We start from the raw sequence: 13,779 nt of genomic DNA on the forward strand, positions 1-13,779 counted from the left end.
CCGGCAAGGGGGTGCGGGCCTTCTCGTACGCGCGGAAGGAGCTAGTCCTCGCCCAGGTACGCCTTCCGGACCGACTCGTCGTGCAGGAGGTCCTGCCCGGCGCCGGAGAGGACGATGCTGCCCACCTCCATGACGTGTCCGTGGTCGGCGAGGGAGAGCGCCGCCTGGGCGTTCTGCTCGACGAGGAGGATCGTCGTGCCCTGGGACTTGAGCTCGGCGATGGTCGACATGATCTTCTGCATCATGATCGGCGAGAGGCCCATGGAGGGTTCGTCGAGCATGAGCAGCTTGGGCTGGGACATCAGCGCCCGGCCCATGGCCAGCATCTGCTGCTCACCGCCGGAGAGGGTTCCCGCGGCCTGCTTCCTGCGCTCCCCGAGGATGGGGAAGAGGTCGTAGGCGCGCTGGATGTCCTTCGCGATGGCCGGCTTGTCGTCGCGCAGGAAGGCACCGAGCCGCAGATTGTCCTCGATGGTCATGCGGGGAAAGATGTGCCGACCCTCGGGGGAGTGGGCGAGCCCCAGCGAGACGATCTGGTGGGCGGGGGTCTTCTTCAGCGACTTGCCCTGGAACTTGATCTGGCCGCCGACGGGCTTGAGGAGGCCGGACAGGGTGCGCAGGGTGGTGGTCTTGCCGGCGCCGTTGGTGCCGATGAGGGTGACCACCTCGCCGGCCTCGACCTTGAACGAGATGCCCTTGACGGCTTCGATCTTGCCGTAGGCGACTCGGAGGTCCTCGACTTCGAGCAGTGCGGTCATCGGTCGTTCTCCTTGCCGGGCGCGGCGTCCGTCGTGGTGTCGGCGTTCGCCTCGGCGGCTTCGACCTCGGCGAGCTCTTCGTGACCGGGGGCGTCCTCGAAGGGCTCGCCGAGGTAGGCGGCGATGACGCGCTCGTCGCCCTGGACGGTTTCGCTGTCGCCCTCGACGAGCTTCTCGCCCTGGACGAGGACGGCGACGCGGTCGCAGAGGTTGAAGATGAACCGCATGTCGTGCTCGATGACGAGGATGGCGATGCCCATGTCCCGGATCGCGAAGACGAGTTCCTCGGTGGCCCGGGTCTCCTGCGGGTTCATGCCGGCGGTGGGCTCGTCGAGAAGGAGCAGGCCCGGCTCGCTGGCCAGGGCTCGTGCGATCTCGAGCTTGCGCTGCTCGCCGTAGGGGAGGTTCCTGGCGAGGTGGTCGCGCTTGGCGGCCAGGCCGATGAACTCCAGGAGCTCCATCGCGCGCTCTTCGGAGGCCTTCTCGGCCTTCTTGAAGCCGGGTCCGCGCAGGAGGGCCGACCAGAGGCCTTCCTTGGTGCGGGTGTGGCGGCCCACGAGCACGTTCTCCAGGACCGTCATGTTGGCGAAGAGACGGATGTTCTGGAAGGTACGGGCGACGCCGGCCGCGGTGACCTTGAAGGACTTCGGCGGCAGGACGGTGCCCTTGTAGCGGACCTCTCCCTCGGTGGGGATGTAGAGCCCGGTGAGGCAGTTGAAGAAGGTCGTCTTGCCGGCGCCGTTGGGGCCGATCAGTCCGACGATCTCGCCGCTGTTGACGGTGAGGTCGACATTGCGTACGGCGGTGAGGCCGCCGAAGCGCATGGTGACGCCACGGGCGTCGAGTACGACTTCGCCGGGGGAGTTGGCGCCGGAGGAGGCTGCCGGGGTGGTGGTCTCGGTAGTCATGGTGGTCAGACCCCTGCCTTGCTGAGGACTGTGGGTGCTTCCGCGTCTTCGTGGAATTCGAGCTGGCGGCGCCGGTTCGGGATGAGGCCCTCAGGGCGGAAGCGCATCAGCAGGACGAGCGCGAGGCCGAAGGCGAGGAGCTGGTAGTCGTCCAGGAACTGGAGCTTGGCCGGGATGAGGTAGAGCAGTGCGGCGCCGACGAGCGGTCCGCTGATGGTGCCCATGCCGCCGAGGACGACTGCCGCGAGCAGGAACGCCGAGTTGGGGGGGACGACGTTGGCGAAGGTGTACTGCTCGGGGGTCACGGTGTAGGTGACGTGTGCCTGCACCGTACCCGCGAGGCCGGCGAGAGCGGCGCCGAGGGCGAAGGCGATGAGCTTGACCCGGAAGCCGTTGATGCCCATGGCCAGAGCGGCGGTCTCATCCTCACGGATGGCGATCCAGGCGCGGCCGATGCGGGAGTCGCTGCTGCGCCGGAAGACGATCACGACGACGAACGTGATGAGGAGCATCAGCAGGAAGTAGTTGGCGAATCGGGCGATGGTGAACCCGGCAAAGCTGTGTTCCGCGCCGAAGTCGAAGCCCAGGATGTTGAGGTTCGGGATCGACGCGATGCCGTTGGAGCCGTTGGTGATGTCCGGGCCCGAGGTGCCGTCCATGTTGAGGACGGCGATGCGGAAGATCTCACCGAAGCCGAGGGTCACGATGGCGAGGTAGTCGCCGCGGAGCCGCAGGGTGGGCGCGCCGATGAGGACGCCGAAGACCATGGCGACGGCGGCGCCGAGCAGGGCCGAGGCCCAGAACGGGAAGTGGACGTCGAACGGCGAGGACGGGGAACCGGAGACCATGGCCGCGGTGTAGGCGCCGACACCGAGGAAGGCGACGTATCCGAGGTCGAGGAGGCCGGCGAGGCCGACGACGATGTTCAGGCCGAGGGCGACGGTGGCGAAGATCAGGATGTAGACGCCGATCGTCGCGTACTGGTCGTCGGACTGGGTGAAGGGGAAGGCGGCGGCGGCGAGGAACGCGCCGAGCATCGTCACGTTGCGGTGCTTCGCGGTGAGCGCGGAGATCCGGCTGACGAGGCCCGCCTTGGCGGCGGCGGCGAAGGCGAAGCCCGTGGTGATGAGGAAGCCGACGAAGAGCTCGTCGTACTCGGTGCCGATGCCGTACGTGAAGACGATCAGACCCAGGGCGAGCGCCGCGACGATGATCAGGATCTCGGCGTACGAGGGCAGCTTGCGGGCCGGGGCGGGGGTGCCGGAGGCGAAGGCCGCCTTGATGACACTGACCTGGTTGCGTACGTCGAGGAGAAGCCGCTCGCGGGGGGTGTCCTCGGGGTCGGCGATGTCGGGTTCCGGCCGCTGGAACGGCAGGGAGAGAGCGCCGAGGAGGGAGCCGAGGGTGGCGATCGCGACGATGTAGCCGCCGGGTTCGAGGTTGACGATCCCGCCGAGCTGGACGGTGATCGCGATGACTGTGAACCAGGCGGTGGCGAAGGTGCCGAGCGCGGCGAGCTTCAGGGCGCTGGAGGCGCCCGCGGGTACCAGCCAGCCCAGGCCCTTGACGCCGTACGAGGCGAGGCCGAACAGGGTGGTGAGGGCGCCGCCGATGAGGACGAGGACCTGGAGGCCGCCCGGGTAGCCGTAGACGGTGAGGTCACCGGGGAACTCGTCGGTCCAGGTCCAGGCGAGGAAGGCGGAGACGACGGCGAGTGCGCCGCCACCGGTGGCGAGGGCGCGGCCGATGGTGGGGGGGATGGCGACGAGGCCCTTGAGCTCTCCCGGGTTCGGGGTGCTGGGCGTCTCGGGAGCGGTGGTCTGTGTGGTCATCGGTGTCACGCCCTGTCCGCCACGCGCTCACCGAGCAGGCCCTGTGGCCTGAACAGGAGTACGAGGATGAGAAGTACGAAGGCCCAGACGTTGGCCCAGGACTGGCCGCCGAGCTGCGACATTCCGGGGACGTCGGCGATGTAGGCGGTGGCCATGGTTTCGGCGAGGCCCAGGACGAGGCCGCCGATCATGGCTCCGTAGATGTTGCCGATGCCACCGAGGACCGCGGCGGTGAAGGCCTTGAGGCCCAGGATGAAGCCCATCCGGAAGTTGATCTCGCCGTACTTGAACCCGTAGGCCACGCCCCCGATGGCGGCGAAGGCGGCGCCGAGGGCGAACGCGACCACGATGATGCGGTCGGTGTTGATGCCCATGAGCTTGGCGGTGTCCGGGTCCTGGGCGGTGGCCTGCATGCCGCGTCCGGTGCGGGTCTTCATCACGAAGTAGGCGAGGATCGCCATGCTGATGGGGGCGGCGACGAAGAGGAAGATGTCGCCGGTCTGGATGGTGACGCTGCCGATCTCGAAGGGCCCGCCGGGGATGCTCGGGAAGATGATGGCGGACTTGGCGTCCGGGTACCAGGCCCACACCGCCTGCTGGAGGGCGAGGGAGAGGCCGATGGCGGTGATGAGGGGGGCGAGGCGTGGTGCGCTGCGCAGCGGTCGGTAGGCGAACCGTTCGGCTCCCACAGCGACCGTGGTGGAGACGACGATGGCGCCGATGAGCATCAGGGGCAGCGCGAGCCACATGGTGGTGCCGTCGGGCAGGATGTACAGGTAGACCGTGAGAGCGCCGAAGGCCCCGGTCATGAAGATCTCGCCGTGGGCGAAGTTGATGAGCTGGACGATGCCGTAGACCATTGTGTAGCCGATGGCGACGAGCCCGTACATGGATCCCAGTAGCAGGCCATTGACCAGCTGCTGCGGCAGTTCGTTCACCGCATGTCCTCCGAGACGTTCGGACGTCGGATGTTCGACGAGTGGGGGCTGGATGCGAGTCCGCGCGGGGCGCCTGTGGTGCAGCGCCCCGCGCGGCTCGTCTGTGGTGCGGGTGGGGGTCAGCCTGTGTAGGTGCCGGACTTCACGGCCTTCCAGGCGCCGTTCTCGACCGCGTAGACGGTGAGCTGCTTGTTGGTCGCGTCACCGAACTCGTCGAAGGAGACCTTGCCGGTCACACCGTCGAAGGAGACGTTCTGCATGGCAGCGGTGACCTTGGCGCGGGCGTCGGACGGAAGCTTGCCGTCGTTGTCGTCGACGACCTTCTTCACGGCCTCGATGATCGCCCAGGCCGAGTCGTAGGAGTAGCCGCCGTACGCCTCGTAGGCGTCCTTGTAGCCCGCGGCCTTGTAGTTGGCGACGAACTCCTTGGCGGAGGCGAGCTCCTCGACCGGCGCGCCGACCGAGGTGGCGAGGTCGCCGGTGGCCGTGGAGCCGGCCAGCTTGATGAAGTCGGCGCTGTAGATGCCGTCACCGCCGACCACCGGGATCTTGGCGCCCGCGGCCTTGATCTGCTTGCTGAGCGGGCCGGCCTGCGGGTACTCGCCGCCGTAGTAGACGACGTCCGCGCCGGAGCTCTTCACCTGGGTGGCGACCGCGGAGAAGTCCTTGGTCTCGGGGTCGATGTGCTGCGTGCCGACCACAGTGCCGCCGAGCTTCTTGAACTCCTCGGTGAAGGTGGCGGCCAGACCGGCGCCGTAGGTCTTCTTGTCGTCGATGACGAAGACCTTCTTCTTCTTGGAGTCGTTGTAGACGTACTGCGCGGCGAACGGGCCCTGGATGGCGTCCGTGGTCGCGGTGCGGAAGTACGACGCGTACGGGCGCTTCTTCGTGCCGGTGTTCCACTCCGTGCCCTGGGTCAGGGCCGGGTTGGTGTTGGCGGGAGAGACCTCGACGAGCTTGTTGTCGTCGAAGATCTTCTGCATGGACTCGGCGACGGAGGAGTTCAGCGGTCCGACTACGCCGAGGACCTCCTTGTCGGCGACGAGCTTGGAGGCGTTCTGCTGGCCCGAGGAGGGCAGCGCCTGGTCGTCGAGGGCCTCGATCTTGAAGGTGACGCCGTCGACGTACTTCTGCTCGTTGGCCTGCTTGGTCGCGAGGTCCACGGAGTTCTTGATGCCGAGGCCCAGAGCGGACAGGTCGCCGGTCAGCGGGGCGTCGATGCCTATGGTGACGGTGGTGCCACTGTCACCGGAGCCCGAGCCGCCGTCGTCGTCGCGCGAGCCGCAGGCGGTAAGGGTGAGTGCTCCCGCCGCCAGCGCGGCGGTGATGGCGATGAACGAACGTTGACGCACGGTCAGTCCTTTCCCTGGCGCGGCCCTCCCCCATGGAAGCGGCCGAGTCGAGCGCTGAGCTGAGCCGAAATGATTTCGAATCCCTGGCGCGGTGACTGGGCGTGACTCTAAGCGGGTGATGGGAACAACGAGGAGGGTCTGGGGAAGGCTGTGACGCTCTTGTTATGACACGAGGTAATGCAGAGCGGTACTGAGTGGGTGGAACAGCGGAATTCCGGCTGATTCGCCCTGTCCGCATGTTGAGAACGCGCAGGACCCGGAGGGGTGTGTTCAGGAGTGTTCTAGGACTTTGGTGATGACATGGAATTGTTGCCGCAGGCTACCTGGAGTGCTTCCGAGAGGTCTTGTGCGTATAGCTCACCCAGGATGAAGCTGTGCACTTGTATTGCGTGCGTATTACGCAGAGTTACGTCCAGGAAAGGGAACCCGGCGTTCCGGGGCACTTTCGCGCATTCGTTGACGTGCACGGTGATCGTGATCCTGTGAGGAAAACCGGCCCTTGTCCGGAACGGAGGGTGCGGATCCGAGGTGAGGGAGAAGCCGGCGGAGGGCTGATCGATCCGCAACACGGTGACCGGAGGGCCGGAACTCACGGTGAGCTCCACCGCGAAGGTGAAGGCCCCGCGCGGATGGTTCGGGGACGGGCCCTCCTTGCCCGCGTAAACGACCTCGGTCACCTGGGACGGGTAGGGCGGGGCGGGGGCCGGAGGCTGCCGGGGCCGGGTGGCGTAGAGATAGCCGCCGACGACGAGGACGGCGGCGGACATCCCGGCGGCGAGCGCGGCGCGGCGGTGCCGGGCGTACAGCTGCATGAGCGGCCCGCGCGGGGCCTCGGGGGGCCGTGGGGTCTCCGGATCCGGGGTGTCCCGTGCGTGGGTGCCTTCGCCCGGTTCGACGGGACCGATGTCGCTCACTGCCAGGGACCTCCGCTCGGGGCGCCGTCGCGGTAGCGCTCCGCGCACAGTTCGCGCGCCCGGCGGTCGATCAACAGCTCGGCCGCCTCCTCGCCCTTGCGCTTCTCCTCGGCCCGGGCGGCGTCCACGACCTTCACCAGGATCTCGTACTGCCCGTTGGACAGGCCCATCGACTGGTAGTCCCCGTAGGAGTCCTGGTCCAGCGCCTCCCGCGACCAGTACGAGACGAGTTGGGCGCACAGGTCCTCGGGAGGCGTGACCTCGGGGGAGGGGGAACCGGACGGAGACGGGGTGCCGGAGCCGGTCCGCGAGGCCGTCGTCGTCCCGTCCTTCGCGCCGGATTCCCCGCATCCGGTGAGCAGGACGCCGGTGAGAAGAGCCAGTCCTGTCCCGAGCGCTGCCCGCGTCCAGCCGGCCCCTGCCGTTCCCATACCTTGACGCTAAGGGGCCGGGTGCCCGGGATCAACGGATGCGGACCGGACAGGATGGAGGACCGTGAACTGGAACGAGCACCTCGACGAGTACTGCGAGCGAGGGTCGGCGGCCTTCTGGGCCGAACCCGTCAACGCGTTGACCAATCTGGCCTTCCTCGTCGCGGCGTTGGCGATCTGGCGCATCCTCAGGCCCTGTCGGTCCGTGCCCGCGAGCATCGGGCTGCTGGCTCCGCTCATGGCACTCATCGGCATCGGCAGCTTCGCCTTCCACACACTGGCGACGCGGTGGTCCCAGGCGCTGGACGTCGTGCCCATCACGCTGTTCGTGCTCTTCTGCCTCGGGTGCGTCCTGCGCTGGTTCTACGGCCTCGCCTGGCGGCGGTGCGTGCTGGGAGTGGCCGGTTTCGGGGCCTTCACCGCCGTGTTCGGCGTGCCGGCCGGCGAGTTGATCCCCAACCGCTCCGGCATGTACGTCCCCGTGCTGCTGCTGATGACCGGCCTGGCGGTGACGCTGCGAGGATCCGCGGACGCGGGCCGGGCCGCCCACTGGCGGCAATTCGCCCTGGCGGCTGTGGTGTTCGCCCTCGCGCTGTCCGCCCGCACCGTGGACCAGGAGATCTGCGGGGCGTTCCCGCTCGGCACGCACTTCCTGTGGCACACCCTCGACGGCGTACTGGTCTTCCTGGTGTCCCGCGCCCTTGTCAGCCGCTGGCGCCAACTTGCGGACGCCGACCGGGACCCGCTCGCCGCCCCCGCTCCGTAGCGGCCGCGGAGGAGCCGCCCGGCACCGGCGGGTGCCACCGCCGGCCGGTGCCGAGGCGTCCGCGTCAGCCGGTGGGTGCGTCCTTGAGCATGCAGGTCAGCCGGGCGGAGCAGACGCGCTTGCCGGCCTCGTCCGTGATGACGATCTCGTACGTCGCCGAGGACCTCCCGCGGTGCACGGGCGTGGCCACACCCGTGACAAGGCCGGAGCGCACCCCGCGGTGGTGCGTGCAGTTCAGGTCGACCCCCACGGCGAGCTTGGAGCTGCCGCCGTGCAGCATCGCGCCGACGGAGCCGATGGTCTCCGCGAGGACGGCGGAGGCGCCGCCGTGCAGGAGGCCGTAGGGCTGGGTGTTGCCCTCCACCGGCATCGTGCCCACGACCCGCTCGGCGGAGGCTTCGAGGATCTGCACGCCCATGCGCTGGCCGAGGTGGCCCGCCGAGAAGAGTGCGGGCAGGTCGACGCCGAGCGCCGCGTACTCGTCGATGACCTCTTGCGGGAACTTCACGGTGTGCTGCTCGCCCATCGGGCCCGACTCCGTCCGTCGTGGATCACTGTGTGCGGATCGTTGTGGATCGATCCCACCGGCTCACTGAGCAAACGCTCAGTCGGTTGCCGATTGTTCCAGACGTACGACGACGGATTTGCTGGCAGGGGTGTTGCTGGTGTCGGCGGTCGCGTCCAGCGGGACCAGGACATTGGTCTCCGGGTAGTAGGCGGCCGCGCAGCCCCGGGCGGTGGGGTAGTGCACGACGCGGAAGCCGGGCGCGCGGCGTTCGACGCCGTCCCTCCACTCGCTGACCAGATCGACGTATGAGCCGTCGGCGAGGCGGAGTCCGGCGGCGTCCTCCGGGTTGACGAGGACGACCCGGCGGCCGTTCTTGATGCCCCGGTAGCGGTCGTCCAGGCCGTAGATCGTGGTGTTGTACTGGTCGTGCGAGCGCAGGGTCTGCAGGAGCAGCCGGCCCTCGGGGAGCTTCGGGTACTCCACGGGCGCGGCCGTGAAGTTGGCCTTGCCGGTGGCCGTGGGGAAGCGGCGCTCATCGCGCGGGGCGTGCGGGAGCGCGAAGCCCGAAGGGTTCGCCACGCGTGCGTTGAAGTCCTCGAAGCCGGGGATCACGCGCGCGATGCGGTCGCGGACGGTCGCGTAGTCCTTCTCGAACTCCTCCCAGGGCGTACGGGATTCATGGCCGAGCACGCGACGCGCGAGCCGGGCGACGATGGCCGGCTCGGACAGCAGGTGCTCGCTCGCGGGCTCCAGGCGGCCGCGTGAGGCGTGCACCATGCCCATGGAGTCCTCCACGGTCACGAACTGCTCGCCGCTGCCCTGGAGATCACGCTCGGTGCGCCCGAGGGTCGGCAGGATCAGGGCACGCGCGCCGGTGACCGCGTGCGAGCGGTTCAGCTTCGTCGACACGTGCACGGTGAGGCGGGCGCGGCGCATGGCCGCCTCGGTCACCTCGGTGTCGGGCGACGCCGACACGAAGTTGCCGCCCATCGCGAAGAAGACCTTCGCGTCGCCGTCGCGCAGCGCGCGGATGGCCCGTACGACGTCGTAGCCGTGCTCGCGCGGCGGCGCGAACCCGAACTCCCTCTCCAGGGCGTCCAGGAAGGCTGCGGAGGGCCGCTCGAAGATGCCCATCGTGCGGTCGCCCTGCACGTTCGAGTGGCCGCGGACCGGGCACACGCCCGCTCCGGGGCGGCCGATGTTGCCGCGCAGCAGAAGGAAGTTGACGACCTCGCGGATCGTCGGCACGGCGTGCTTGTGCTGGGTGAGGCCCATGGCCCAGCACACGATGGTGCGCTTCGAGGCGAGGATCAGGCGAAGGGCTTCGTCGATCTTCTCCCGGGTGAGGCCGGTCGCGGTGAGGGTCTCGTCCCAGTCGGCTTCCCGGGCGGCCTCGGCGAACTCCTCGTAGCCGTGGGTGTGTTCGCCGATGAAGTCCTCGTCGAGGGCGCCTTCCGTCTCCAGGATCAGCTTGTTGAGGAGGCGGAAGAGTGCCTGGTCGCCGCCGAGGCGGATCTGCAGGAACAGGTCGGTGAGTGCGGCGCCCTTGAGCATGCCCTGGGGGGTCTGCGGGTTCTTGAAGCGCTCCATGCCCGCCTCGGGCAGCGGGTTGACCGTGATGATCTTCGCGCCGTTGGCCTTGGCCTTCTCCAGGGCGGAGAGCATGCGGGGGTGGTTCGTGCCCGGGTTCTGCCCGGCGACGATGATCAGGTCCGCCTTGTAGAGATCGTCCAGCAGGACGCTGCCCTTGCCGATGCCGATGGTCTCGTTGAGGGCGGAACCCGACGACTCGTGGCACATGTTGGAGCAGTCCGGCAGGTTGTTCGTGCCGAGCTCGCGGGCGAACAGCTGGTAGAGGAAGGCCGCTTCGTTGCTCGTGCGCCCGGAGGTGTAGAAGAGGGCCTCGTCGGGGGAGCCGAGCGCGGCGAGTTCCTCGGCGACGATGTCGAAGGCCCGCTCCCAGGGCACCGCTTCGTAGTGCTCGGCGCCCTCCGCCAGGTACATGGGGTGGGTGAGGCGGCCCTGCTGGCCCAGCCAGTAGCCGCTGCGGGTGGCGAGGTCGGCCACGCTGTGGGCGGCGAAGAAGTCCGGGGTGACCCGGCGCAGGGTGGCCTCCTCGGCGACCGCCTTCGCGCCGTTCTCGCAGAACTCCGCCGCGTGCCGGTGCTCCGGCTCCGGCCAGGCGCAGCCCGGGCAGTCGAACCCGTCCTTCTGGTTGACCCGCAGGAGGGTGAGCGCGGTACGGCGCACGCCCATCTGCTGCTGGGCCATGCGCAGGGTGTGCCCGATGGCGGGCAGTCCCGCTGCCGCGTGCTTCGGCTCGGCGACCTGCGGCGCGTCCTGAACCGGATCGCTCTTGGGCGGCTTGCTGGCCATCGCGGGGACCCCTTCACCTGCACGTGTGATGCACATCCACCTGCGTGTGTGATGCACGTCTCCGATCCTCGCACGAGGCGCTGACAACGACCGTGCCGGACCGCGACGGCTCTCAGTGTCAGTGCCACGTGGCAGGATCGGGGTCGTGGCAGAAACAGCATCGAAGAAGAGCGACAAGACCTCCGGCGAGACGCGTCCCCGGCTGATGCTCATGGACGGGCACTCGCTGGCGTACCGCGCGTTCTTCGCGCTGCCCGCGGAGAACTTCACGACCGCGACGGGCCAGCCGACGAACGCGATCTACGGCTTCGCGTCGATGCTGGCGAACACGCTGCGCGACGAGGCGCCCACGCACTTCGCGGTGGCGTTCGACGTCTCCCGCAAGACGTGGCGCTCCGAGGAGTTCACCGAGTACAAGGCGAACAGGTCCAAGACCCCCGACGAGTTCAAGGGCCAGGTCGAGCTGATCGGCGAGCTGCTCGACGCGATGCACGCCGAGCGGTTCGCGGTCGACGGCTTCGAGGCCGACGACATCATCGCGACGCTCGCCACGCAGGCCGAGGCCGCGGGGTTCGAGGTGCTGATCGTCACCGGCGACCGCGACTCCTTCCAGCTGGTCTCCGAGCACACGACGGTGCTGTACCCGACGAAGGGCGTCTCGGAGCTGACCCGCTTCACTCCGGAGAAGGTCTTCGAGAAGTACGGGCTGACGCCGGCCCAGTACCCCGACTTCGCGGCGCTGCGCGGCGACCCGTCCGACAACCTGCCGGGCATCCCCGGCGTCGGTGAGAAGACCGCCGCGAAGTGGATCAACCAGTTCGGTTCCTTCGCGGAGCTGGTCGAGCGCGTCGACGAGGTCAAGGGCAAGGCCGGGCAGAACCTCCGCGACCACCTGGACGCGGTGAAGCTCAACCGCCGTCTCACGGAGATGGTGAAGGACGTCGAGCTGCCCAAGACGGTCACCGACCTGGAGCGCGCCGCGTACGACCGCAAGGCCGTGGCGATGGTCCTGGACACCCTGGAGATCCGGAACCCGTCACTGCGTGAGCGGCTCCTCGCCGTCGACCCGGGGGCCGAGGAGTCCGAGGAGACGAAGCCGGTCGCCGAGGGCGTCGAACTCGACGGCACGGTGCTGGGCGCGGGCGAGCTGAAGCCGTGGCTCGCCGAGCACGGCACGGAGATCCTGGGGCTGGCCACGGTCGACACCTGGGCGCTCGGCGCGGGCTCCGTGACCGAGGTCGCGCTCGCCGCCGCCGATGGCGCGGCCGCGTGGTTCGACCCGACGCAGCTGGACGAGGCCGACGACAACTCGTTCGAGAAGTGGCTCGCCGACCCCGGCAGCCCCAAGGTCATGCACAACGCCAAGGGCGCGATGCGGGTCTTCGCCGAGCACGGCTGGACCATCGAGGGCGTGTCCATGGACACCGCGCTCGCCGCGTACCTGGTCAAGCCGGGGCGCCGCTCCTTCGCCCTCGACGCACTGTCCCTGGAGTACCTCGGCCGGGAGCTGGGGCCCACCGCCGCGGCCGACGGGCAGCTCGCCTTCGGCACCGACGACCAGGCCGAGGCCGACGCGCTGATGGTGCAGGCCCGCACGATCCTCGACCTGGGCGAGGCGTTCGGCGAGCGGCTTGAGGAGGCCGGCGCGGCCGATCTGCTGCGCGACATGGAGCTGCCGACGTCCGCCCTGCTGGCCCGGATGGAGCGGCACGGCATCGCGGCCGACCGGACGCATCTGGAAGCCATGGAGCAGATGTTCGCGGCCGCCGTGCAGCAGGCCGTGAAGGAGGCGCACGCCTCCGTGGGGCACGAGTTCAACCTCGGCTCGCCCAAGCAGCTCCAGGAAGTCTTCTTCGGCGAACTCGACCTGCCCAAGACGAAGAAGACCAAGACGGGTTTCACCACGGACGCGGACGCGCTGGCCTGGCTGGCCGGGCAGACCGACCACGATCTGCCGGTGATCATGCTCCGCCACCGTGAGCAGGCGAGGCTCCGGTCGACGGTCGAGGGCCTGATCAAGACGATCGCGGTGGACGGCCGCATCCACACCACCTTCAACCAGACCGTGGCCGCGACGGGCCGCCTGTCGTCCACGGACCCGAACCTGCAGAACATCCCGGTCCGCACCGACGAGGGCCGCGCGATCCGCCGCGGCTTCGTGGTCGGTGAGGGCTTCGAGTCGCTCATGACCGCGGACTACAGCCAGATCGAACTGCGCGTGATGGCCCACCTGTCCGAGGACGAGGGCCTGTTGGAGGCGTTCACCTCCGGGGAGGACCTGCACACCACGGTCGCCTCGCAGGTGTTCTCCGTGGAGCGGTCCGCGGTCGACGCGGAGATGCGGCGCAAGATCAAGGCGATGTCGTACGGACTGGCGTACGGCCTGTCGGCCTTCGGCCTCTCCCAGCAGCTGAACATCGACGCGGGCGAGGCACGCGGGCTGATGGACACGTACTTCGAGCGGTTCGGCGGCGTACGCGACTATCTGCGCCGCGTCGTCGACGAGGCCCGCGCCACGGGCTACACGGAGACCCTGTTCGGCCGCCGCCGCCACCTGCCCGACCTCAACAGCGACAACCGGCAGCGGCGCGAGACGGCCGAGCGGATGGCTCTGAACGCGCCCATCCAGGGCACGGCCGCCGACATCGTCAAGATCGCCATGCTCAAGGTGGACAGCGCCCTGCGCGAAGCCGATCTCAAGTCCCGGATGCTCCTCCAGGTCCACGACGAAATCGTCCTGGAGATCGCGCCCGGCGAGCGCGCGAAGACCGAGGAACTGGTCCGGCGCGAAATGGCGTCCGCTGTGCAGCTCCGGGCGCCTCTGGACGTGTCCGTCGGCTCCGGGGACGACTGGGAGTCGGCGGCGCACTAGCGCTCCGCTGCGTTTGCGGTTCGTTCACCGCGGGCCCGGTGGGGGCTCGTCGCGCAGTTCCCCGCGCCCCTTCGGGGCGCTGCCGAACCGCACCGGGCTTCGCCGGCCGCGTTCAGCCTGACCG

Annotated in this window: 11 protein-coding genes; 2 read left to right on the top strand and 9 right to left on the bottom strand. The window is 69.0% G+C overall.

The features are described from left to right. Nucleotides 1–41 precede the first annotated feature (41 nt). The 7 genes from OG266_RS33500 to OG266_RS33530 all read right to left on the bottom strand — a co-directional run bounded on the left by OG266_RS33500 (nucleotide 42) and on the right by OG266_RS33530 (nucleotide 7,133). Nucleotides 42–758, bottom strand: a complete 717-nt coding sequence (locus tag OG266_RS33500) for an ABC transporter ATP-binding protein (protein WP_266465516.1) — start codon at nucleotides 756–758, stop codon at nucleotides 42–44. Beyond that, a complete protein-coding gene (locus tag OG266_RS33505; RefSeq protein ID WP_266465519.1) occupies nucleotides 755–1,666 on the bottom strand; it encodes an ABC transporter ATP-binding protein in 912 nt (303 codons plus the stop codon). Before OG266_RS33505 ends, OG266_RS33500 begins: the two co-directional genes overlap by 4 nt. A gap of 5 nt (nucleotides 1,667–1,671) precedes the next feature. Then, the gene (locus OG266_RS33510) at nucleotides 1,672–3,498 is read right to left on the bottom strand and encodes a branched-chain amino acid ABC transporter permease (RefSeq protein WP_371550266.1); all 1,827 of its coding nucleotides are present in this window, start codon (nucleotides 3,496–3,498) and stop codon (nucleotides 1,672–1,674) included. A gap of 5 nt (nucleotides 3,499–3,503) precedes the next feature. Further along, nucleotides 3,504–4,436, bottom strand: a complete 933-nt coding sequence (locus OG266_RS33515) for a branched-chain amino acid ABC transporter permease (protein WP_266465525.1) — start codon at nucleotides 4,434–4,436, stop codon at nucleotides 3,504–3,506. Between the two features lie 119 nt (nucleotides 4,437–4,555). Beyond that, on the bottom strand, nucleotides 4,556–5,788 hold the full coding sequence (locus OG266_RS33520; protein WP_266465527.1) for a branched-chain amino acid ABC transporter substrate-binding protein: 1,233 nt from the start codon (nucleotides 5,786–5,788) through the stop codon (nucleotides 4,556–4,558). Between the two features lie 281 nt (nucleotides 5,789–6,069). Then, on the bottom strand, nucleotides 6,070–6,702 hold the full coding sequence (locus OG266_RS33525; RefSeq protein WP_371550268.1) for a Tat pathway signal sequence domain protein: 633 nt from the start codon (nucleotides 6,700–6,702) through the stop codon (nucleotides 6,070–6,072). Then, complete coding sequence (locus tag OG266_RS33530; RefSeq protein ID WP_371550270.1) at nucleotides 6,699–7,133, bottom strand: hypothetical protein; 435 nt, start codon at nucleotides 7,131–7,133, stop codon at nucleotides 6,699–6,701. The genes OG266_RS33525 and OG266_RS33530 overlap by 4 nt, the downstream gene beginning before the upstream one ends. A 64-nt stretch (nucleotides 7,134–7,197) precedes the next feature. Between OG266_RS33530 and OG266_RS33535 the strand changes: the two genes are divergently transcribed. After that, complete coding sequence (locus OG266_RS33535; protein ID WP_266465535.1) at nucleotides 7,198–7,899, top strand: ceramidase domain-containing protein; 702 nt, start codon at nucleotides 7,198–7,200, stop codon at nucleotides 7,897–7,899. A 64-nt stretch (nucleotides 7,900–7,963) separates the two neighbouring features. On the opposite strand, the gene OG266_RS33540 is transcribed toward OG266_RS33535, so the two are convergent. Together OG266_RS33540 and OG266_RS33545 are read right to left on the bottom strand one after the other, a co-directional pair. Further along, the gene (locus OG266_RS33540; protein ID WP_266465539.1) at nucleotides 7,964–8,425 is read right to left on the bottom strand and encodes a PaaI family thioesterase; all 462 of its coding nucleotides are present in this window, start codon (nucleotides 8,423–8,425) and stop codon (nucleotides 7,964–7,966) included. A 78-nt stretch (nucleotides 8,426–8,503) separates the two neighbouring features. Beyond that, nucleotides 8,504–10,783 (bottom strand): FdhF/YdeP family oxidoreductase, encoded by a 2,280-nt coding sequence (locus tag OG266_RS33545; RefSeq protein ID WP_371550272.1) that lies wholly within the window; start codon nucleotides 10,781–10,783, stop codon nucleotides 8,504–8,506. 145 nt (nucleotides 10,784–10,928) lie between these two features. On the opposite strand from OG266_RS33545, the gene polA reads away from it, so the two are divergent. Then, nucleotides 10,929–13,655, top strand: coding sequence for a DNA polymerase I (gene polA / locus OG266_RS33550; RefSeq protein ID WP_371550274.1), 2,727 nt, complete (start codon nucleotides 10,929–10,931; stop codon nucleotides 13,653–13,655). The last annotated feature ends 124 nt before the right edge of the window (nucleotides 13,656–13,779 follow it).

Origin of the sequence: Streptomyces sp. NBC_00554, from assembly GCF_041431135.1 — a bacterium.
In the GTDB taxonomy this organism is placed as follows: domain Bacteria; phylum Actinomycetota; class Actinomycetes; order Streptomycetales; family Streptomycetaceae; genus Streptomyces.

Excerpts from the sequence above, each read along its gene's own strand:
- OG266_RS33540 (WP_266465539.1), bottom strand. The coding sequence starts at position 8,425 with ATGGGCGAGCAGCACACCGTGAAGTTCCCGCAAGAGGTCATCGACGAG.
- OG266_RS33500 (WP_266465516.1), bottom strand. The coding sequence starts at position 758 with ATGACCGCACTGCTCGAAGTCGAGGACCTCCGAGTCGCCTACGGCAAG.
- OG266_RS33530 (WP_371550270.1), bottom strand. The coding sequence starts at position 7,133 with ATGGGAACGGCAGGGGCCGGCTGGACGCGGGCAGCGCTCGGGACAGGA.
- OG266_RS33510 (WP_371550266.1), bottom strand. The coding sequence starts at position 3,498 with ATGACCACACAGACCACCGCTCCCGAGACGCCCAGCACCCCGAACCCG.
- OG266_RS33505 (WP_266465519.1), bottom strand. The coding sequence starts at position 1,666 with ATGACTACCGAGACCACCACCCCGGCAGCCTCCTCCGGCGCCAACTCC.
- OG266_RS33545 (WP_371550272.1), bottom strand. The coding sequence starts at position 10,783 with ATGGCCAGCAAGCCGCCCAAGAGCGATCCGGTTCAGGACGCGCCGCAG.